This is a genomic window from Rothia sp. SD9660Na (assembly GCF_030064065.1).
Taxonomy (GTDB): domain Bacteria; phylum Actinomycetota; class Actinomycetes; order Actinomycetales; family Micrococcaceae; genus Rothia.
The window spans coordinates 2313568-2334432 of the sequence record NZ_CP125946.1 but is presented as its reverse complement, the minus strand read 5'-3'; the positions used below and the strand labels follow the sequence as shown (position 1 = coordinate 2334432).

Below are 20865 nucleotides of genomic sequence, written 5' to 3'. Positions count from 1 at the left end.
TGATGAGAATGTGTGTAATGTTGGTGCGCTTTTGGGTTTTGAGGTAACAAGCCATATGTGGTTTGTTGCTCTCAGGTTCCCGGCACGAGAGTAGTGACTGAGCTTTGTCTTTGGTTGCCTCGAGTGGTATCGGGTTGTTGTTTGAGAACTGTATAGTGGACGCGAGCATCTTCGAATGTAATGAAGATTTCTCAATCTCTTATGATTGGGTTTCTTTGATACTTTTGATTTTGTACTTAGTTAGTCAAGGTTTTATTATCTTTGATTTTATCTGTGTGTAAGTTATTAAGGGCACACGGTGGATGCCTTGGCACTAGAAGCCGATGAAGGACGTGTGAATCTGCGAAAAGCCTGGGGAAGCCGATAACAGGGCGTTGATCCCAGGATGTCCGAATGGGGAAACCCAGCAAGCCATCATGGTTTGTTACCACCAGTTGAATGTATAGGCTGGTTGGAGGGAACGAGGGGAAGTGAAACATCTCAGTACCCTCAGGAAGAGAAAATAACTAATGATTCTGTGAGTAGTGGCGAGCGAAAGCGGAAGAGACTAAACCTGTGGTGTGTGATACCGGTTGAGGGTTGCATCATGGGGGTTGTGGGAGTACGCATAACAGTTTCAACCGGCTGTTGACGTGATGTTCTAGCATGTAGGTGAACGCCTTGGGATGGGCGACCGGAGAGGGTGAGAGTCCTGTAATCGTAATGTGTTAGACCGCGTGTGTGCCACCCGAGTAGCACGGGGCTCGTGGAATCTCGTGTGAATCTGCCAGGACCACCTGGTAAGTCTAAATACTTTCTAGTGACCGATAGTGAATCAGTACCGTGAGGGAATGGTGAAAAGTACCCCGGGAGGGGAGTGAAATAGTACCTGAAACCGTGTGCTTACAAGCCGTTGGAGCCTTGTGGGGTGACAGCGTGCCTTTTGAAGAATGAGCCTGCGAGTTAGTGTTCTGTCGCGAGGTTAACCCGTGTGGGGAAGCCGTAGCGAAAGCGAGTCTGAATAGGGCGAGTGAGTGGCAGGATCTAGACCCGAAGCGGAGTGATCTATCCATGGCCAGGTTGAAGCGACGGTAAGACGTCGTGGAGGACCGAACCCACTTCAGTTGAAAATGGAGGGGATGAGCTGTGGATAGGGGTGAAAGGCCAATCAAACTCTGTGATAGCTGGTTCTCCCCGAAATGCATTTAGGTGCAGCGTTGCGTGTTTCTTGCCGGAGGTAGAGCTACTGGATGGCCGATGGGCCCCACAGGGTTACTGACGTCAGCTAAACTCCGAATGCCGGTAAGTGAGAGCGTAGCAGTGAGACAGTGGGGGATAAGCTTCATTGTCGAGAGGGAAACAGCCCAGACCATCAACTAAGGTCCCTAAGCGTGTACTAAGTGGGAAAGGATGTGGAGTTGCTTAGACAACCAGGAGGTTGGCTTAGAAGCAGCCACCCTTGAAAGAGTGCGTAATAGCTCACTGGTCAAGTGATTCTGCGCCGATAATGTAGCGGGGCTCAAGTACACCACCGAAGTTATGGCAATCAAGCGTTGTGCTTGGTTGGGTAGGGGAGCGTCGTGTATCCGGTGAAGCTGCGGTGTAAACCAGTGGTGGAGGGTATGCGAGTGAGAATGCAGGCATGAGTAGCGAATCACGGGTGAGAAACCCGTGCGCCGGATGATCAAGGGTTCCAGGGTCAAGCTAATCTGCCCTGGGTTAGTCGGGGCCTAAGGCGAGGCCGACAGGCGTAGTCGATGGATAACGGGTTGATATTCCCGTACCGGTGAAAAACCGCCCATACTGATATTTTGATGCTAACTGTGAGAAGCCGTTTGTAACCCCTTCACTTGTGTTGGGGAGCTTGTGGTGGACTGCAGGACCCGATTTTTGGAGGTAAACGTATTAACAGGTGTGACGCAGGAAGGTAGCCAAGCCACGCGATGGTTGTCGTGGTCTAAGCGTGTAGGGTATCCGGTTGTTAAATGCGCCGGTGTTGGCCTGAGACGTGATGGGACCCCGTTATTGGGGGATTTGGTGATCCTATGCTGCCGAGAAAAGCATCGACGTGAGGTTTTAGCCGCCCGTACCCGAAACCGACACAGGTGATCAGGTAGAGAATACTAAGGCGATCGAGAGAATCATGGTTAAGGAACTCGGCAAAATGTCCCCGTAACTTCGGGAGAAGGGGAGCCTTGAGCGTGACCGGTCCGTGCGACCGTGAGCGTGTATGGGTCGCAGAGAATTGGGGGAAGCGACTGTTTATCAAAAACACAGGTCCGTGCGAAGTCGTAAGACGATGTATACGGACTGACTCCTGCCCGGTGCTGGAAGGTTAAGAGGATTGGTTAGCCCCTTGTGGGCGAAGCTGAGAATTTAAGCCCCAGTAAACGGCGGTGGTAACTATAACCATCCTAAGGTAGCGAAATTCCTTGTCGGGTAAGTTCCGACCTGCACGAATGGAGTAACGACTTCCCTACTGTCTCAACCATGAACTCGGCGAAATTGCAGTACGAGTAAAGATGCTCGTTTCGCGCAGCAGGACGGAAAGACCCCGTGACCTTTACTATAGTTTGGTATTGGTGTTCGGTGCGGCTTGTGTAGGATAGGTGGGAGACTGTGAAGCATGGACGCTAGTTCGTGTGGAGTCGTTGTTGAAATACCACTCTGGTCGCTCTGGATGTCTAACTTCGGCCCGTGATCCGGGTCAGGGACAGTGCCTGATGGGTAGTTTAACTGGGGCGGTTGCCTCCCAAAAAGTAACGGAGGCGCCCAAAGGTTCCCTCAGCCTGGTTGGCAATCAGGTGTTGAGTGTAAGTGCACAAGGGAGCTTGACTGTGAGACTGGCAGGTCGAGCAGGGACGAAAGTCGGGACTAGTGATCCGGCGGTACGTTGTGGAACGGCCGTCGCTCAACGGATAAAAGGTACCTCGGGGATAACAGGCTGATCTTGCCCAAGAGTCCATATCGACGGCATGGTTTGGCACCTCGATGTCGGCTCGTCGCATCCTGGGGCTGGAGTTGGTCCCAAGGGTTGGGCTGTTCGCCCATTAAAGCGGTACGCGAGCTGGGTTCAGAACGTCGTGAGACAGTTCGGTCCCTATCCGCTGCGCGCGTTGGAAATTTGAGAAAGGCTGTCCTTAGTACGAGAGGACCGGGACGGACGAACCTCTGGTATGTCAGTTGTACCGCCAGGTGCATGGCTGATTGGCTACGTTCGGGAGGGATAACCGCTGAAAGCATCTAAGCGGGAAGCCTGTTTCGAGATGAGATTTCCTGGCAGCTTTGGGCTGTGTGAGGATCCCTATAGATGATGGGGTTGATAGGCTAGGTATGGACGCGGGGAATGCCCGTGGAGTTGACTGGTACTAATAGTCCGAAGGCTTACACTTTATAACTAGTGTGCTTGTGTTGTTTGTGTCCACTGTATGGTTTTGAGGTAACAACCCTGTTGGGTTGAATCAGCGAGGGGTTCTAGAGCTAACGCTCTAGAACCCCTCGCTTTTTTGCACCCAAAAACTACTCTTTACAAAAATAGAACAAATATTTTATATATTGTGCGGTTAAAAATACCCCTCCAGCTCAGCCCGTAGAATCAGAGTATGACACTCACCGAGCAAGAAGCACACACCTGGTTCAGAGCCGCCGGGGCTCCGCTGGTTATCCCTGCGCGAGAGCGTGCGCGATGGACTCTCGCCCGTTCTGCCCCGCTTTCTGCCTGGCTTATAGTTTCTTCCTTCACCTATCTTGCTTTGCTGTGGGGCCTAGCCCAGCTTGATGTGGAGGCGCAGGACGGAGGTGTACCGGTAGACGTGCCAGACAGCGTCCTGACGCCCATCTTCATTGCCCTAGCCCTCGTGCCGCCCCTTCTGCTTCTGGTTGTACCCTGGGCCGTATCGCGCTTACTAGAGCCCCTGCCCTTCTGGCGCCAAACCCTAATTGGTGCGCTGCTTCTGCCTCTAGCGGCTTTCTCCATGCTGCCGCAGACTGCCCGCTGGATGGGGCTGGCAGATGTTGCTGACGCCTTTGCTGCCGGTGACGTGCTCTGGATCCTGGGGGCTACGCTCCTAGCTGTTTACCTGGGCTTGGATTCCCTGTGCTACTGGGCGCTTCGGCAGGTGGTGAAGGAGTTGGCTACCCTTTCAAGCATGGTGGTCAAGGTGCTGCCGGTGCTCATGATTGCGGTGCTCTTCTTTTTTGTGAACGGCGATATCTGGCGTGTGGCTGCGGCTTTGAGTATGCAGCGTACTCTGCAGGTGGTGGCTATCCTGACAGTGCTAAGCTTTCTGGTTGTTTCGTCGACAGTAACCGAGAAGACCCGCCGGCTGCTGGGTGCCCGTAAAGGGGATAAGGTGGAGGAGTTTACGGACGCCGAGTACGCGGGTGCTGCTCTACAGGCTGGGGACAGGTGGCGTCAGGAGCTTAAAAATTTGCCCGCCGCGGGCTTGGGTCGCCCGGCTGATTTTAGGTGGGGCGAGTGGAATAACCTGGTGCTTCTTCCGATTGTGGTGCAGATGATTCAGGCCGTACTTTTTGCCGGGGTTGTTTTTCTGTTTTTTGTTTGGTTTGGCACGATCGCTATCCCTGATGCCACCATTACGAGCTGGCTGGGTTTTGAGGCCTCTAAGGTGACCCTGTTGGGTGTGCAGTTCCCGTTTACGGACGTTCTAGTGAAGGTGTCGATGGTGTTGGGGGCTTTTGCTGCTCTTAACTTTGCTGCGCAGACTAGCACGGATTCCCGGTATGCGGAGGAGTTCTTGGAGCCTGCCATCGGCCAGGTGCGGCGCACGGTCATGGTGCGAAATATCTACCGGGCCCGCGATAGGTAAGCCCCTTGCATCCTGGCGTGTATTCTAGCCTCTTTTATGAGAGGAGCTAATAACGGGCATGAGACGGGTCTTAGTGCCCGAACATGACCTTGTAGGCCAGGAAGAACATGAGGGCGGCGATGCCGGCGTCCAGCACGCGCCAGGCACGGGGGTTGGCGAAGACAGGACGCAGGAAGCGGCTGCACGAGGCCAGGAGGGTAAACCAGATGGCACTACCGGTGACCGTACCCGCATAGAAAAGCCAGCGGTAATCCCCCTGCTGCGCTGCGATACCGCCTATGAGCACAAAGGTGTCGAGATAGGTGTGGGGGTTGAGGTAGGTCATGGCAGCTGCAATGAGTAGGGCCTTGCCCAGGGTTTGCGGCCCGGAGTCTTCGCTGGTGACCTTCATAGCGGACGGACGCAGGGCGCGTTGTGCTGCCAGGGCCCCGTAGATGATGAGGAAGGCACCTCCACCCCAACGCAGGATCTCCAGCATCCAGGCGGCTGAGTCCACCAGGGACCCGATACCCAGAACCCCCAAGCCGATGAGCAGGGCGTCAGAGAGGATGCAGAAGAGGGCGATAGGCCAGATAAATTTGCCGATGATACCCTGCTTCAGCACGTAGGCGTTTTGGGCACCTATGGCCACGATGAGTGAGAGCGAGGTGCCGATGCCAAAGAGGACGTGGGGGAGAATTTCTGCGATAGTCACGAGAATCTATGGTAGGTGACTAGCTTTCATAAAGCTATCTAATGAAACTTTAATAGCATAAGATATTCTTATGATGCGTTTTACTACCGACCAGCTCCAAACCTTCGTTACCGTCATTGAATACGGCACCTTTGACGCGGCGGCCGATATTCTGGGCGTCAGCGCCTCGGCGATCTCTCAGCGTATCAAGGCTATGGAGCAGTTGGCTGGGAGGGTCCTCCTCAAGCGCACCAATCCGGTGGCCCCCACAGAATCGGGGCAGAGCGTCCTGCGTATCGCCCGGCAAAGCGAATTTCTGCATGCAGAAATGGAGCGTGAACTCGGCGGTAGTGAAGAGGGACAGAGCGTAGCTGTAGCCGTCAACGCTGACTCTCTGGCCACCTGGTTCCTCTCGGCTGTGGCCGAACTAGCTGCTCGTGACCGTATCTTCTGCGACGTGCGCAGGGAAGCTGAATATCACTCGTCCGCCCTGCTGCGTTCGGGGGAGGTGATGGCTGCTCTGACCTCCCAGCCGGAGCCCATCGCCGGTTGTTCCGTTGAGAAGCTGGGCGATATTCGCTACCGGGTGGTAGCCTCCCGTGACTATCTAGAGCGCTACTTCCCTGACTATCCACAGGCTACCGTCGAACAGCTGGCGTTAGCGCCAGTGGTGGAGTTTGACCGGAAGGACTTTGGGTTAGCATCAGCGCGCGGGTTACTGGTTGACCGCTTTGCGGTAAACCCTGACTCTTGGCAGGGGTCACCCACTATTTACCTGCCCAGCTCACCTGACTATGCCAGGGCCGTCCTGGGTGGAATTGCTTGGGGTATTCTGCCCGAGGTGCAGGCTTTAGAAGCTCTTGCCTCCGGAGACCTGGTGGAACTCGCCCCTCAGCCTGTTGATGTGCCGCTCTACTGGCAGCATTGGAACATTAGCTCTCCCGTCTTGGCTAGGCTGAGCGAGAGGGTCTACGCCGCCGCGGCTGGCGAGGGTGTGCTGCGCTAGGGGTTGAACCCGGTGCAAAAATTTCTTTGTAAATTTTTTGCCATAGGACTTGCGTAGCTAAAACTTTACTTGTAAAGTAATAACTGTTGAAAACAAACCGTACCGCTCGAAAGGCATAATCATGGCAGAACTCACCGCAGGCACCTGGAACTACGACTCAGCCCACTCAGAGGTAGGCTTCACCGTCCGTCACGCAGGCATCACCAAGGTGCGCGGCACCTTCGACCAGGTCGACGCCCAGCTCGTCGTCGCTGACAACATCGCAGACTCCACCATCAAGGCAACCGCACAGATTGCCTCGGTTAACACCAACAATGCTGATCGTGACGGCCACCTGCGCAGCGCAGACTTCTTCGATGCAGACGCTCACGCCACCATGACCTTCGAATCAACCTCCTTCGATCTTGACGGCGAAGACCTGACCATCGCAGGTAACCTCAGCATCAAGGGTGAAACCCGCCCCGTCACCTTCACCGGCGATTTCACCGGTGCAGTTGTCGATGCCTTCGGGGTTACCCGCGCCGGTGCATCTGTCTCAGCAACCATCTCCCGCAAGGACTTCGGCATCACCTGGAATGCCGCAGTTGAAGCCGGCGGCGTGCTGGTCTCAGATAAGGTCGTTATCAACCTCGATGTAGCCTTCACCGCTCCCGAAGCGTAATCAGCAGACTCCCATCGTGAGAACGCTGACGAGATAAAGCACACTGCTTGAGGCATATACCCAAGCCAAGGTGCAAAATCAGCTGGACTCGAGCTGATAGGTGTTGTGTAGCCCTGCCCTTCCCTGCCTTACGGTAGGGGAGGGCAGGTTGCTTTAAGAGAAAGGACGCACGTGGTCAGCTTGATGGAGAGATACCAGGTGGTTCTGTACCTACTCGCGCTAGGGGCAGGTGCGGCGGCTTCCTTTGTGTCGCCTCTTGCTGCCCTCGCTCAACCACTGGTGACCCCGGCTCTTGGGCTGCTACTCCTAGCTACCTTTCTCACCCTTCCCCTGCGTGGACTTCTAGAGACCGGTGCGCTCACGGGCTTTACTAAAACCCTGCTAGCCCTCAACTTCTTACTGGTGCCCCTGGTGGTGGCTCTACTTTTGCTGGGATTTCGGTGGCTAGTGCCCGATGTTCCTGATCTTCTGCTCTTTACCGCAGGGCTCGTGCTCCTGACACCCTGCGTGGATTATGTGGTAACTTTTGCGGGCCTAGCGGGTGGTGCCCACCTGCGGCTGCTGTCCCTTACTCCGCTCCTGCTTTTGGCGCAGATGGGCCTGACCCCTATGTGGCTTCTTCTCTTTCGTTCGGTCGGTATCTGGCGTGGAGATTTTCTGGCGGACGGCACCCTTTGGCAGGCCTTGCCGCAACTGGGGGTTGCTCTTGCGGTGGTGGCGGTTCCTCTGATCTGCGCTACTCTTATTCAGGGCGTTGGTGGGGTGGTTCAAGCGCGCTCTGAAGATGTGGCGGGTTTGTTAATGGTGCCCCTCATGGTGTTGGTTCTCTTGATAACCCCTGCTGCCCATGCCTCCCATATAACCCTTCTTGCGTCCTATCTCCTACCTCTGGCATGCCTATATGCCATATACGCCATATTTATGGGTTTGCTATCGGGCTACCTACTTGCACACTACGGTAGAGCCCTTCCAGTCCCCGAGCGGATTGCCCTTACCTTCTCAACGGTCACGCGCAATGCCCTGGTGGTACTGCCCCTGGTGCTCGGTCTCTCCACCGCTCTGGCAGGCGAGCCGGCGTCCGCCCTCATGCCCCTGGCCGTCCTCACCCAAACCCTGGTAGAACTCCTCGCCTTCACCCTGCTGGTGGCCCTCTACCGCACGCAAAAAATCCCCGCTACCACAGACCGTAACGGGGATAGAGCACACGGAGCGAGCGTCTAGCCCACCACCGCCTGCCACACAAAATAAATAGCCACAGCAGCAACCACACCAAACAAGGCCCAGCGGCGCAGTTTAGTCTCGAACCGGGCAGCACGAATATCGGCACGTTGATCCAGCGTCTCGTCGGGGTCAACCGGCGCTAAGTTAGACGGATTAGTGGTCTCAGGTTTCTTCTCAGCCACAGTGGCACCCTAGCGCCAGCGGGTGGTCATAATCAGCCCCACCATCATGAAGCTAATGCCGATACCAATATTCCAGTTGCCAATACCCGGAATCGGGTACACCGACTGGGAAATATAGAAAGTAATAATCCATAGCACGCCAATCACAATCATGGCGAACATAATCACGCGATACCAGAGGGGGGTCGGCGACGGGAAATCATCGTCGCTGTACATCGACTCCGCAACGCGGCGCAGCTCCGCCTCTTCAAAATCCTCGTCACGAATAGACTTCGACTCAGCCACTTTTCCTCCAGTAGGGGAGCAGTGCTCCCGGCAGTTCATAAAATATAGGGTCAGAGACGATTTTAACCGCAGTAGCTGAAAAAGTTCTAACATTAAACAGTTCCCCGCAATCGTCCCGTGCCGAGGTGAGATGTGACCACAGCCGTCCCCACTACTAGCCGCCACGCGACTTCCCCTGCCGGGCGCACCCCCCTGCAATGGGCAATTCAGATCATCGGTGAACTGCTGATTACTGCCGGTATCGTCTTACTTCTCTTTGTTGCCTGGCAACTCTGGTGGACCAACATCGACGCCAACCGCACCCAGCAGCAAGCCGTCGACAGTCTCATCCAAGAATTCAACAGCGGTAGCGGGCGCCCCGGCCCCGCCGCCACCGGCCAGGGGGACAATACCGAGGGGGCGGCATCCGGAAACGTCGTACCCGACTACGACCCCGCCAACCCACCGGTTGCCACCCCGCCTGCCTACGGGCAGGCCTACGGCGTGGTCTACATTCCCCGGCTAGGCCAAAACTACGCCCGCCCCCTGGCTGAAGGCGTAGGCACCGATGTGCTCGATACCCTGGGGCTAGGACGCTACCCCAGCAGCCAGATGCCCGGAGAATACGGCAACTTTGCGCTGGCAGGCCACCGCCAAACTAACGGGGCCGTGCTCGATAACATCGACCTGCTTGAGAGCGGCGACAACATCTACATACGCACTGCCGAAGGCTACTACACCTACCGGGTCTACGAGCACAAAATTGTGCTTCCTACCCAGGTGGAGGTCATCGCCCCTAACCCCGACCAGCCCGAAGCGCCCCTCGCCGACGCAGACCGCCGTCTACTCACCCTCACCAGCTGCCACCCCCGCTACGGCGATACTGAACGCTACATCGTCCACGCCGAATTTATCAGCTGGCAGCCTGCTGAAGCGGGTGCCCCCGAAGAAATCGCCGCCATCGCCGGCTAAAGCTAACCACCGCCGTCCACCCCAAGGAACCCCATGTACGCCTGGATTTTCCGTCACCTACCCGGCCCCCTGTGGCTGCGCATCATCATCGCTATCGCTCTGATAGCGGCCGCCGTCTACCTGCTCATGGAATACGTCTTCCCCCACTTCGCCGAGTACAGCCCCTTCAACACCGACGTGACCATGGAGCAATAAGCACCAGACGCCCGCCTCGCCCCGTGCGATAGAATCAAAACACCATCACGAAAGGGCAGGTGCCATGACTAAAATTCTCGTCATCGATAACTACGACAGCTTCGTCTTTACCCTGGTCGGTTACATCCAGCAGCTCGGCGCTGAAACCACCGTTATCCGTAACGACGAACTGAGTCTTGACGAGACCATAGCCCTGGCCCAGGAGCACGACGGCGTGCTCGTCTCACCCGGCCCCGGCAACCCTGCTGAAGCGGGCGTCATCATCGACGTGATCAAATGGGCCAAGACTGCTCATAAGCCCCTGCTCGGCGTCTGTCTGGGCCACCAGGCCCTCGCCGAAGCCTTCGGCGGGGTAGTGGGCCACGCCCCCGAGCTCATGCACGGTAAGACATCCCAGCTGGTGCACACCGGCCAGTCCGTCTTCAAGGACCTGCCCAGCCCCTTCACCGCTACCCGCTACCACTCTCTCGCTGTTGAACCTGCCACCCTGCCCGCTGAACTAGAGGTTACCTCCAGCACCGATAATGGCATCATCATGGGCCTGCGCCACGTCACCGCCCCCCTGCACGGCGTGCAGTTCCACCCCGAATCGGTACTTACTGAAGGTGGCTATCTCATGCTCGGTAACTGGCTCGAAGAAGTAGGTCTAGAAGGGGCCGCAGCCCTGGGCGCGACCCTCTCTCCCCTCATTGAACCGGCAGCCTAATACCAGCTTGATAGCCCAAAAACTCCTATAAGAAAGCCGCCCTCCCCACATGTGGGGAGGGCGGCTTTCTTATAGGTTTAGCACGACCTAGTCGTTGTTGTTACCTCTTGCGCTCGCTGCTGCGCTCGGGGTTACCTGGGCAGTGGCCGTAGCGGCAGGCTGAGTGGCCTGGGCCGTAGCCGCTGCACTCGGTGCGGTAGTAGCTGCCACGCTGGGAGCGCTGGTCGCTACAGGGGCAACTGCCACGCGAATAGTCACGGTTGAGCCCTGCTCAATCAGGGTTCCGGCAGTGGCGCTCTGCGAGATAACGGTGCCAGCGGGCTGGGCGGTGGTGGTGACGGTTTCGATATTGGTGCTCAGCAGGGTATCTGATGCGGTCAGTGCTGCGATAGCGGCATCGCGGCTCAGTCCGACCAGGCTGGGGACCTCAACCTTACCGTTGGAGAGAATGATATTGATGGTCGCACCGGCATCGGCCTGTTCGCCGGAGCCGGGGGTTACACCAACAACCATGCCCGCGGGGATGGTGGGGCTGTTGACGGTGGTGGTGCGGCCGGGCACGAAGCCAGCGTTCGTGAGAGTCTCACGCACGTACTGTTCACTCTGGCCCTCAAGGTTGGCGGGCACGGTTAGCACAGCCGGGCCGGACGATACAGTCACAACAACCTCGCTGCCCTCTTCAGCTTCGAGGCCGGTCACGGGGGAGGTCTTGATAACTGAACCCTTGGGAATAGTGTCGGAGTGCTCTTCTTCGAACTTGAGTGCGAAGTTCAGGTTACGCAGCTGGGTTTCGGCTTCTTCCTTGGTCAAGCCCTGAACCGCGGGAACCACGTGGACGGGAACCTCGTTGAGCTTGGCCTGGTAGTAGAGCACGGAGCACAAACCGAAAGCAGCCAGCAGAAGAATCAGCAGGGTGGTCAGAGCCTTGCCCCAGGCGTTACGGCGGCGCTTTGTGCGGGCCTTAGCCGGGTCCTGGCCGTAGCCGTAACCGTAGAGTTCTTCGTCGGTGTATTCAGACTGGGCGTTGTCGAAGAAGCTGCCAATGCCGGCTTCTTCGGTTTCGCGCGGAGCGGCGGCTACAGCGCCTGCTGCGGCGCCTGCGCCCAGGCTAGCTGCACCGAAAGCGGTGGTTGCTTCGGTGGGATCCTGATCGCTACCGGTAAGTATGCCGCTTTGGGCATCTTTGAGGGCGGACGCAAATTCGCTGGCGCTCTGGTAACGGCTGGCAGGGTTCTTGGCTAGGCCCTTGAGTACAGCGGCATCGAGAGCCGGGGAGACCTCTTCTGAGGCGAAGGCGCTGGGAGGCTGAGGGGTCTCGCTCAGATGCTTACCGGCCAGTTCCACGTTGGTGGGGGCGTCGAAGGGGGAGCGCCCCGCCAGCATCTCGTACACCACGCAGGCAGCTGAGTAGACATCGCTGCGGGCGTCGACGGTCTCGCCGCGGGCCTGCTCGGGGGAGATGTAGCGGGCGGTGCCCATGACGGTGTTGGCCTTGGTCAGGGCATCACCGGCCTCTTCGGCGGCGCGGGCAATGCCGAAGTCCATGACCTTAATCTGACCGGGCTCGCCCAGATCACGGTCCTCTGCCGTCTGGGGCAGAATCATGACGTTAGTGGGCTTGATATCGCGGTGCACGATACCTGCGCTGTGGCTGTAGTCGAGAGCCTCGAGAATCTGCACACCGTAGGCTAGGGCCTGGGCCTGATCGACCTTGCTGCGAGACATGGCGTCGCGCAGGGTGGTGCCCTGAACCAGCTCCATGACCATGAAGGGCACAGAGACCTCAGAGCTACCTACCTGAATATCGAAGGAGCCGGTGTCGTAGACACCTACGATAGAGCGGTGGTTGAGGGCCGCGACGGCCTCTGCCTCGCGCTGAAAACGGGCACGGAAGATGACGTCCTGAGCATGCTCAGTCCGCAGAACCTTGAGCGCAACCTTGCGCCCCAGGCGTGTATCAACCGCCTCGTAGACGGTCGCCATGGCGCCGGAGCCGATAACGGCTCCGACCTCGTAGCGCTGATCGATAGTTTCAGGAACCTGCTGGTCCATGTATTCACCCATCATTTCCGGTGGAGTTTAGTTGCCGGTTGAATTAGCACTCGGTGAGGCTGATTCGGAGCCGGTGGTTGACTGTGATGCTGAGGCGCTCGGCGATGCGGATGCCGATGCACTGGCAGCGGGGGCCTTGGCCACGTAGACGTCTACGCTGCTCCCTACCTCAATGCGGGACCCCGAGGTGGGGCTGGTGCGTAGCACGGTACCTTCGCGGGCACTGCTGCTTTCTTCAAAGTGAATCTGCACGTTTACGCCCAGGCCGGTAATCGCGTTGATGGCCTCTTCAGAGTCTGTACCCTCCAGATTACTGGGTAGGGTCACTGATTTGGGGCCGGTGGAGTACTGCACGGTAATGGTTTTGCCCACTTCTACGCTACCGGTAGGTGAAACGGAGAGCACGGTGTCTACTGCGGAGTCGGAGGTGACGCCGGTGGTGCGGGTTGAGAAGCCCATAGCGGTGAGTTCGTTGACGACATCATCGAGGGGGCGGCCTTCGAAGGAGGCTGAGTCAATTTCAATGCGGGTTGGGGTCTCAGCCGCGCTGGCTTCTTCGGTGGTGGGTGAGACGCTGACGGTTGAGACGGTGCCTGACGCTGTGGGGGTCGTATCGCCGGTAGTGCTGGAGCGGTTGCTGCCAGCTAGTACGAACCAGACGACGGCGGCAATGAGGAGCAGGGCAAGCACCAGGGACACCCAGCCCCAGGGGCTCTTCTTCTTCGCCTGGGGCTCGGCTGTCGGGTAGGCGGCAGCGGCCGGGGCGCTGGGTACACGGGCGGTGGTGGGCTCGGGTTCGTAGTGGACTCCCGAGCCAAACCGGGCCGCTGCGGGAGCCACGGCGGTGGGGGCCGTCATGACCTGGGTGGCCTGGGTATCTGCCCCCTGCGGCAGGAACTTGCCCAGGGGTGGTACAGCCTTAATGGCGGCCGGGATGTCGCGGCGGCGGATAGCGTCAATAGCGGACGCCAGCGCGGTTGCGGTCTCGGGTCGGTCCGCCGGGTCCTTGGAGAGCAGGCACATGATGAGCGCTGCTGCGGGGGCGGGGACGTCCTTGGGCAGGGGCGGCGGTGGGTCGTTAACCTGTGCCAGGGCGATGGCAATCTGTGATTCGCCGGTGAAGGGGCGCTTGCCGGCCAGACATTCATAGCCGATGATGCCCAGAGAGTATATATCTGAGGAGGGGGTGGCCTGCTGGCCTGTTGCCTGCTCAGGCGCCAGGTACTGGGCGGTGCCCATGACCTGGCCGGTGGCAGTGAGGGGCACCTGGTCAGCCAGGCGGGCGATACCGAAGTCGGTGACCTTCACCCGCTCGTCCGGAGTGATAATCAGGTTGCCGGGTTTTACGTCGCGGTGCACGAGACCCTGGGCATGGGCGGCCGCCAGGGCGCGGGCGGTCTGCGCCATGATATTGAGGATGCGGTCAGCAGGTAGCTGCTTGTCGCGCTCAATGATGTTAGACAGTGGCTCACCGGGAACCAGCTCCATGACCAGGTAGGCAGAGCCGTCCTCTTCACCGTAGTCGAAGACGTTGGCGACGCCGGGGTGGTTGAGCAGGGCGGTGTGGCGGGCTTCGGCGCGGAAACGCTCCAGGAAGCCGGGGTCGCCCGTATATTCCTCTTTCAGAATCTTTACGGCGACGGTACGGCCCAAGACCTTATCGCGCGCCTTCCAGACCTCGCCCATACCGCCAATCGCGATACGCTCGGTCAGGGTGTAGCGACCACCAAGAGTCACATCTACCGAAGGCCTCACTTGTTCAACACCGCCTCAAAAAGTTGTTTACCTGCGGGAGCAGCAAGCTGCGCCCCTGTTGTGACGTCTACACCTTCATAGACTACCGCGACAGCTACCTGCGGGTCGTCAGCCGGAGCGAAACCGGTGAACCAGGAGTTATTCAACCCTGTGTCTCCAATTTCAGCGGTACCGGTCTTACCGGCCACCTGAACCCCGCTCACCGCAGCGCCCGAGGCGATACCGTTACTCACGCCGTTTACCATCCACTCTGTTACCTGATTGGCGGCATCGGCTGAGGTGGAGCGTCGTAGCTCCTCAGCTGAGAACTCGTATAGCGAGCTGAGGTTGTGAGACTTAACCGACCTAATCAGGTTAGGTTTCATCTGCACACCGTCGTTAGCGATAGCTGCGCTCATCATAGCAACCTGCAAAGGGGTGGTCTTCACATCGTACTGACCAATAGACGCCTGTGCTAACTGGCTGTCTTCCATGTTAGTCGGGAAGACCGACTGTGACACAGCCAGGGGAATCTGGAGCTCCTGCCCGTAGCCGAAATTGCTTGAGGTCTGGGCGATGGTTTCTTCACCCAGGTCCATAGCAATCTGCGCGAAGGGGGTGTTGCAGGACTGCGCCAGGGCCCACTCGATGGTGACGGACGTGCGGGTTGAGCACTGGCCGCCGGTGTAGTTGGGCAGGGTGACGGTGGTGTTCGGCAGGGTCAGGTTCTGCGGGTTGGGAATCACCGAGTCTGCATTGTATTTACCCGATTCGAGGGCGGCCACGGCGTCAATAATTTTGAAGGTTGAGCCGGGAGCGTAGGTATCGCCCGCGATAGCGCGGTTGTAGAGGGGATGGTTGGCGTCCTCATTGAGGGCTGCGTACTGGGACAGTACCGACTCGGCGTTGTGGGACGAGAGGGCGTTGGGGTCGTAGGAGGGGGTGGACACCATGGCCAGAATTTCGCCGGTCTTGGGGTCGAGGGCCACGATAGAGCCCTTGTAGCCGTCCAGCAGGTCGTAGGCCAGCTGCTGGAGCTCACTGTCGATGGTCAGCTCAACGCTGGCCCCCTGGGCGGTGTTGCCGGTGAACATCTGGGCCAGGCGGTCGTAGAACTGGGCGTCGGAGTTGCCCGAGAGCTGGTCATCCATGGCAGACTCAAGCCCGGTTGCCCCGTAGATGGATGAGAAGTAGCCGGTGAGCCCCGCGTAGAGCTCGGGCTGGGAGTAGGTGCGCTGGAAGGCGTAGCCGTCGTTCGATTCTACGGACGAGGCAATTTCTACGCCGTCAACCACAATGGACCCGCGCTGGGAGCCGTAGCTTTCGTAGAGGGTTCGGGAATTCCAGGCGTTGGCCTGCAGGTTTTTAGCGTCGAAGAATTGGATATAGGTCAGGGTGCCCAGCAGCAGCACGAAGACGCAGGCCGCAGCAATCCATGCCCGGCGGATAGCTTTATTCACCGTGAGCACCTCCTGAACGGTTGGTTTCGGTAATTCTAGAAATGACGGACGTGGCGCCCTCGGGCTCGTATCCCTCGTAGTCGATGCTGTCTGCCTCGTCGAACTCTTCTACCACGTGCGGGGCACGGGCGGTGTGGGAGATAGCGAGCAAGATGGCTACGATAACCCAGTTTGAGAGTAGGGAGGAGCCACCGGCGGACATGAAGGGGGTGGTGAGACCCGTCAGCGGAATCAGGCGGGTGACGCCGCCAATGACCACGAAGAGCTGAATCACGATGAGGGCTGAGAAGCCTGCTGCTAGGAGCTTGCCGAAGGCGTCGCGGGTGCCCAGGGCAGCGCGGAAGCCGCGGGAGACTAGTAGCAGGAAGAGCATGAGGATAGCCCCCAGGCCCAGTAGACCCAGTTCTTCACCCAGAGCAGTGATAATCATGTCTGAGTTGGAATATGAGACCAGGTCGGGGCGGCCGTTGCCCCAGCCGCGTCCGAATAGGCCGCCAGAGGCCAGGCCGAAGAGGCCCTGCACAATTTGACCCGAGCCGCCCAGGGGCTGGTTGTAAATCTCGGGATCAAAGGCATGGACCCAGGAATTGATGCGGTAGTAGACGTGGGAGATGTAGTTGTAGGCCAGCACACCACCAGCAGCTACGAAGAGTAGGCCCAGGGCGACCCAGGTGAGGCTTCCTGTGGCCAAGAAGAGCATGGCCAGGAAGATGCCGAAGAAGAGAATGGCCGAGCCCAAATCGCGCTGGAAAACCAGCACCGCCAGCGAGACAAACCAGGCGATAAACATAGGGGCCAGGTCTTTAAAGCGGGGCAGGCGTACCGGACCGATGCGCTTACCGGCCAGCATGATCAGGTCGCGGTGGGTTGAGAGATAACCGGCGAAGAAGATAGCCAGGGTAATCTTGGCGACTTCACCGGGCTGGAAGGTGCGACCGCCGAGTGAAATCCAGATGCGGGCACCGTTAATTTCGGTACCAATGACCGGTAGTAGCGGCAGCAGAAGCAGCACAATCGAGGCAGCTAAGGATATATAGGTGACCTTCCGCAGCACCCGGTGGTCGCGCAGGAAGAAGAGCACCACGGCTGAGGCAACCATGGCCAGCCCGGTCCACATGAGCTGGGCGGCTCCCGCGTTGGCGGTGGTGGTCAGGTCGATACGGTAGATCATAGCCAGGCCCAGCCCGTTCAGCGCGACTGCAATCGGCAGAATGAAGGGGTCGGCATAGCGGGCCCTCATATACATGACAGCGTGTAGCACCAGGGCACCTACACTTTGAACGGTCAGGGCCTGCAACCACATACGGTTAGCCAGGGCCGCTTCGGGGTCTACCAGGTACATGGCGGCAGGGCAGAGCAACACCGCGAGTACGGTGAGTACCAGTTCGGTCAGGCGGCGGGAGCGGGGCAGCTCAACCGCAGGCGCGGCAGATGAAGCGCTCACTAGTTACCTCCCTGGGTAGTTGTGCTGGTATCGGGTGTTGGGCTGGTTTCGGACGCCGGGCTCGGCTCACCCGAGGCACTGGCAGAAGCACTCGGGGTGGGCTCCGCCGTGGTGACGGTTCCCGGTGTGACCGTAGCCGGTAGCTGGTCGCGCAGGTTCTGCACGATCTGCTCAGCCTCGTCCTGGCTCGTGGCGGTGATAGTGCTGCGCAGAAGGGACTGGGAGAACTCCGGTAGGGAGCTGACCTCAATATCGGTCTCTTCCACCACACTGTTTAGGCTCACCGGCCCCAGGGATTGATTGATGCCGTTGAACACCGTCACGTGGTCGTCCTTAACACCTACGTAGTATTGGGTTTTGGTCCACGAGAAGAAGCTCCACGCACTCGCCGCCAGAACCGCCAGGGTCAGGGCAGCCACGAAGATGCGCATGGGCCAGCGGTGTGGCGACGGAGCGACCTCGTTGCTCAGGGCAACCCGGTATTCCTCGGGCAGTTCGGCAGGCTCCAGGGCCTGGGTAGTCTGCTGGTGGGAGAGGGTGCTGATGTTCTGGGCTGTGCGGGCTGTCACCGCCGGAATCATGCCGGTCTGGGTTGCGTTAGCGGCAGCTCCCACCAGGTCGTGGGGGCGCTCCGAGAGCTCCTGGCGCAGCACGGACGCCGGGGTCGGCTCGTCCTCACCGTCACCGGTGGTGGCGGTGGCGGCGTCCACCCCGGCTTTGACCGTCATGGTGTTGAGCACGCCGTCGGTGAAGGACTCGCCGCGCCACTTGCCGTGGCGCAGGGCGTTACGCATCTTGGCGTGCTGGGGCATGCGGCGGCGCCAGGGGGCGCGGCGCTCGCCGTCCTCGTCTACCGGCTCACCGGCGTCCGCCCCCTCTGCCTGGCTGTCGCTAGAGGCAGGCTCAGCGGCCTCCTGCTCCACGGTGGAGTAAACCCCCACCAGCTCGCCGTCCTTACCGTACTTGCGCACCGGGATAATCGGCTGCGGGGCGGTAATTGCCGCTGAGAGGGAGTCCTCGCTAATGACCTGCAGGGCTACTACGGTTACGTTGTCGGGGGCGCCGCGTTCTAAGGTCATGTCGGTCAGAATATCGACCACCTGCTGCAGGTCGCCGGTGGAGCGCATGACCGCCTCAATCTCAGCTACCTGCACCACGGCGTCCAGGCCGTCAGAGCTCAGCACCCACTTTTCGCCCACCACGGCGTCCAGGGTGCGAAGCTCAAGCTCGGGGGAAGCATCAACATCGCCCAGCACTCGCATAATCACGTTCTTGTGCGGGTGAGCCTCAGCCTCCTCGGGGCTAATACGCCCCTCTTGCAGCAGGCGCTGCACAAAGGTGTGGTCGGTGGTGACCTGCTCAAATACTCCGTCCCGCAGGCGGTAGGCGCGCGAATCACCAATATGGGCCATCTCAATACGGTCGCCATCAATCAGCAGAGCCGTGCAGGTGGTACCCATACCCGCCAAACGCGGGTTTAGCGCTACCAGCTCATTCATGATGATATTGGCATTCACGATCTCATCGGCCAGGTACACCCCGGCATTACCCTCAAAACCTGCCCGGTCAAGAGGAGTCAAATCAAGCACCGTGGTCGCCGACGCAACATCGCCGCCCACGTGCCCGCCCATACCGTCGGCAACAACCGCCAGGTAGTGGCCGGCATAGCCGGAATCATCGTTCTTAGAGCGCACTCGCCCCACATCGGAGCGGGCCGCAAAACGGAAAGCGATACTCATGCACTAGGCTTTCAGCTGCATGGTGGTACGGCCAACCCTAAAGAGCTGGCCAGCCTCAAGCGGAGTGGCACGGGTCAGGCGGGTATCACCCACAAAAGTGCCGTTGGTTGACCCCATATCTTCAAGGAACCAGCGTGACCCCTGCGGGAAAAGACGGGCGTGACGGCCCGAAGCGTAGTCGTCCTGCAAAGACACCTCAATATCGGTGGCGCGGCCAATCGTCACCGGGCTATCGCCCAGGCGCATGGTAGCCCCGGCCTGGGTGCCGTCCACAATCGTCAGCAGGGACGGACGTGCCGGAGGGGCAGCCGCCGGCGCCGGGTGGGCGGGAGTCGCAGGAGCAACCGGCGCATCAACAGCGGCGTCCTCAAACTGAGCCCGCGCAGTGCGGATATTACGCCCCACACCCAGGTCGCGGCGCGACGCGGCCAGAACCATAAAAATAAACAGCCACAGCAGTCCCAAGAAGGCGAAACGTAAAACCGTCACGGTAATTTCAGATGCCACAAGCTACCCCTTACGAACCATCAGACGGAAAACAATACGGGCCCGGCCCATCTCAATCACAGAGCCGTTGCGCAGCTCAGCGCGGCCGTGTAGGCGCTTACCGTCGAGGTAAGAACCGTTCGTGGATCCCAGATCAACTGCCAGATAGGTGCCATCCTGCTCCACAATATCGAGGTGGCGGCGTGAGACACCCGTATCTTCAACGGTGATATCTGCGTTCGACCCGCGCCCCAGGGTAACCGGCAGATCGCGCACGACCACGCGCTCGCCGTTGATGTCGAGCACCACCTGGGGGGTGGGGGCGGGGCGACGAGACTGTGGCAGCTTGTGGGCGGGCACCGGCTCGGTGCGCGGGGGCGCCGCCGGGCGGGTAATGCGCGTGGGAACTGACTGGGGTGCGGACGCCGGGTGGGCAGGTGCTGCCTGCTGGGCAGGGGCCTGCGCGGCCTCGTCCTGCGGGGCCTGCATCTTCTTTACCGTGCTGGTGACGTCGAAGCTGCCCGGTTCAAGCTCGTTGTTGAGCGAGAAGGTCACGCGCACCGCCCCGCGCAGGGAGTAGCCCTGGTCGCGGGCGTGGCGGATGACTACGTCGCAGAGCTCTTCAGCCAGGGGCACACCCCACTGCTGGGCTCGTGAGAAGTCGCTGGCTGAGAACTCAGCGGTGAAGTTGTTGGGGGCGATGGTGCGCCCGGACGAGACGGAAAAGGCCTTGTTGTCCATCTCGGTGCGGAGCCGGTTGGCGATATCTACGGGCTCAAAAGTGCCGCCCTTGCTGAAGGTGCCACGCACGGCCTTTTCTAGGCCCTGTTCAAGTCTGTCGATGAACCCCATGCTTGCCTCCTTCAACACAAAACTACGGGTGCACCGCGCCGTGTTCTGCGGGTGCTTGAGCTGATTCGCTGCGCAGGGTGTGCGCACAGCCTAAGCTTCTAGTCTAGTGGATAACTGTAAAAACTCCCCGGGAAAACCTGGTAAAGCCCTGCTATCTCACGGGTTTGGGGGTGGGGAGCGGACGCCCGTGCGCTGGTTTTGGGTGCCTTATAGGCTTGTGTGTGGTTGAGGACACTTAAGAGCGGTTGGACATCTTCTTGGTGGGGTGTGTATAGTTATCTTCGTTGCTCATTCAGCAACGATAAAAAATGAATAATGCGCAAGTGGCGGAATTGGCAGACGCGCTGGCTTCAGGTGCCAGTGATCGCAAGATCGTGGGGGTTCAAGTCCCCCCTTGCGCACAGCGAAGA

17 protein-coding genes, 1 tRNA gene and 1 rRNA gene are annotated in these 20865 nt (G+C 59.1%); 9 read left to right on the top strand and 10 right to left on the bottom strand.

Annotated features, from left to right (window positions below):
* The first annotated feature begins 275 nt into the window (after positions 1-275).
* Both QM007_RS10810 and QM007_RS10805 read left to right on the top strand, forming a co-directional pair.
* Positions 276-3371, top strand: a 23S ribosomal RNA gene (locus QM007_RS10810).
* A 210-nt stretch (positions 3372-3581) separates the two neighbouring features.
* Entirely contained in the window at positions 3582-4808 is a 1227-nt protein-coding gene (locus QM007_RS10805; protein WP_283489971.1) for a hypothetical protein, read from the top strand.
* Between the two features lie 70 nt (positions 4809-4878).
* On the opposite strand, the gene QM007_RS10800 is transcribed toward QM007_RS10805, so the two are convergent.
* The gene (locus QM007_RS10800; RefSeq protein ID WP_283489970.1) at positions 4879-5502 is read right to left on the bottom strand and encodes a LysE/ArgO family amino acid transporter; all 624 of its coding nucleotides are present in this window, start codon (positions 5500-5502) and stop codon (positions 4879-4881) included.
* Positions 5503-5572: 70 nt separating this feature from the next.
* Between QM007_RS10800 and QM007_RS10795 the strand changes: the two genes are divergently transcribed.
* The 3 genes from QM007_RS10795 (at position 5573) to QM007_RS10785 (ending at position 8369) form a co-directional block, all read left to right on the top strand.
* Positions 5573-6487 carry a LysR family transcriptional regulator ArgP gene (locus QM007_RS10795; RefSeq protein ID WP_283489969.1) on the top strand — a complete coding sequence of 305 codons (915 nt, stop codon included), beginning with the start codon at positions 5573-5575 and terminating at the stop codon, positions 6485-6487.
* 121 nt (positions 6488-6608) lie between these two features.
* Positions 6609-7148: a YceI family protein gene (locus QM007_RS10790; RefSeq protein ID WP_283489968.1), complete on the top strand. Its 540-nt coding sequence runs from the start codon at positions 6609-6611 to the stop codon at positions 7146-7148.
* Between the two features lie 198 nt (positions 7149-7346).
* On the top strand, positions 7347-8369 hold the full coding sequence (locus QM007_RS10785; RefSeq protein WP_283489967.1) for an arsenic resistance protein: 1023 nt from the start codon (positions 7347-7349) through the stop codon (positions 8367-8369).
* On the opposite strand, the gene QM007_RS10780 is transcribed toward QM007_RS10785, so the two are convergent.
* On the bottom strand, positions 8366-8551 hold the full coding sequence (locus QM007_RS10780; protein ID WP_283489966.1) for a long-chain fatty acid--CoA ligase: 186 nt from the start codon (positions 8549-8551) through the stop codon (positions 8366-8368). The two genes, QM007_RS10785 and QM007_RS10780, sit on opposite strands and share 4 nt — an antisense overlap.
* A 9-nt stretch (positions 8552-8560) precedes the next feature.
* A complete protein-coding gene (locus QM007_RS10775) occupies positions 8561-8836 on the bottom strand; it encodes a cell division protein CrgA (protein ID WP_283489965.1) in 276 nt (91 codons plus the stop codon).
* A gap of 132 nt (positions 8837-8968) precedes the next feature.
* Here QM007_RS10775 and QM007_RS10770 point away from each other — a divergent pair, with 132 nt between their 5' ends.
* The 3 genes from QM007_RS10770 (at position 8969) to QM007_RS10760 (ending at position 10688) form a co-directional block, all read left to right on the top strand.
* Complete coding sequence (locus tag QM007_RS10770) at positions 8969-9787, top strand: class E sortase (RefSeq protein ID WP_283489964.1); 819 nt, start codon at positions 8969-8971, stop codon at positions 9785-9787.
* Between the two features lie 33 nt (positions 9788-9820).
* Positions 9821-9982 carry a hypothetical protein gene (locus QM007_RS10765; protein WP_283489963.1) on the top strand — a complete coding sequence of 54 codons (162 nt, stop codon included), beginning with the start codon at positions 9821-9823 and terminating at the stop codon, positions 9980-9982.
* A gap of 64 nt (positions 9983-10046) precedes the next feature.
* A complete protein-coding gene (locus tag QM007_RS10760; RefSeq protein ID WP_283489962.1) occupies positions 10047-10688 on the top strand; it encodes an aminodeoxychorismate/anthranilate synthase component II in 642 nt (213 codons plus the stop codon).
* Positions 10689-10775: 87 nt separating this feature from the next.
* Here QM007_RS10760 and pknB read toward each other — a convergent pair whose 3' ends face one another.
* The 7 genes from pknB to QM007_RS10725 are packed head-to-tail and all read right to left on the bottom strand — an operon-like array spanning position 10776 to position 20455.
* Positions 10776-12740, bottom strand: coding sequence for a Stk1 family PASTA domain-containing Ser/Thr kinase (pknB, locus tag QM007_RS10755; RefSeq protein WP_283489961.1), 1965 nt, complete (start codon positions 12738-12740; stop codon positions 10776-10778).
* 27 nt (positions 12741-12767) lie between these two features.
* Positions 12768-14495 (bottom strand): protein kinase domain-containing protein, encoded by a 1728-nt coding sequence (locus tag QM007_RS10750; protein WP_283489960.1) that lies wholly within the window; start codon positions 14493-14495, stop codon positions 12768-12770.
* Positions 14492-15934 carry a peptidoglycan D,D-transpeptidase FtsI family protein gene (locus tag QM007_RS10745; RefSeq protein ID WP_283489959.1) on the bottom strand — a complete coding sequence of 481 codons (1443 nt, stop codon included), beginning with the start codon at positions 15932-15934 and terminating at the stop codon, positions 14492-14494. Before QM007_RS10745 ends, QM007_RS10750 begins: the two co-directional genes overlap by 4 nt.
* Positions 15927-17378 (bottom strand): FtsW/RodA/SpoVE family cell cycle protein, encoded by a 1452-nt coding sequence (locus tag QM007_RS10740; RefSeq protein WP_283489958.1) that lies wholly within the window; start codon positions 17376-17378, stop codon positions 15927-15929. Before QM007_RS10740 ends, QM007_RS10745 begins: the two co-directional genes overlap by 8 nt.
* Positions 17378-19117 (bottom strand): PP2C family protein-serine/threonine phosphatase, encoded by a 1740-nt coding sequence (locus tag QM007_RS10735; RefSeq protein ID WP_283489957.1) that lies wholly within the window; start codon positions 19115-19117, stop codon positions 17378-17380. Before QM007_RS10735 ends, QM007_RS10740 begins: the two co-directional genes overlap by 1 nt.
* Before the next feature lie 3 nt (positions 19118-19120).
* Entirely contained in the window at positions 19121-19624 is a 504-nt protein-coding gene (locus QM007_RS10730) for an FHA domain-containing protein FhaB/FipA (RefSeq protein WP_283489956.1), read from the bottom strand.
* Positions 19625-19627: 3 nt separating this feature from the next.
* The gene (locus QM007_RS10725) at positions 19628-20455 is read right to left on the bottom strand and encodes an FHA domain-containing protein (RefSeq protein ID WP_283489955.1); all 828 of its coding nucleotides are present in this window, start codon (positions 20453-20455) and stop codon (positions 19628-19630) included.
* Between the two features lie 317 nt (positions 20456-20772).
* On the opposite strand from QM007_RS10725, the gene QM007_RS10720 reads away from it, so the two are divergent.
* A tRNA-Leu gene (locus QM007_RS10720) sits at positions 20773-20856 on the top strand.
* Positions 20857-20865 lie beyond the last annotated feature (9 nt).

Coding starts and splice junctions, on each gene's coding strand:
- QM007_RS10805 (WP_283489971.1), top strand. CDS start 3,582: ATGACACTCACCGAGCAAGAAGCACACACCTGGTTCAGAGCCGCCGGG.
- QM007_RS10795 (WP_283489969.1), top strand. CDS start 5,573: ATGATGCGTTTTACTACCGACCAGCTCCAAACCTTCGTTACCGTCATT.
- QM007_RS10790 (WP_283489968.1), top strand. CDS start 6,609: ATGGCAGAACTCACCGCAGGCACCTGGAACTACGACTCAGCCCACTCA.
- QM007_RS10765 (WP_283489963.1), top strand. CDS start 9,821: ATGTACGCCTGGATTTTCCGTCACCTACCCGGCCCCCTGTGGCTGCGC.
- QM007_RS10760 (WP_283489962.1), top strand. CDS start 10,047: ATGACTAAAATTCTCGTCATCGATAACTACGACAGCTTCGTCTTTACC.
- pknB (WP_283489961.1), bottom strand. CDS start 12,740: ATGGACCAGCAGGTTCCTGAAACTATCGATCAGCGCTACGAGGTCGGA.
- QM007_RS10735 (WP_283489957.1), bottom strand. CDS start 19,117: ATGAGTATCGCTTTCCGTTTTGCGGCCCGCTCCGATGTGGGGCGAGTG.
- QM007_RS10725 (WP_283489955.1), bottom strand. CDS start 20,455: ATGGGGTTCATCGACAGACTTGAACAGGGCCTAGAAAAGGCCGTGCGT.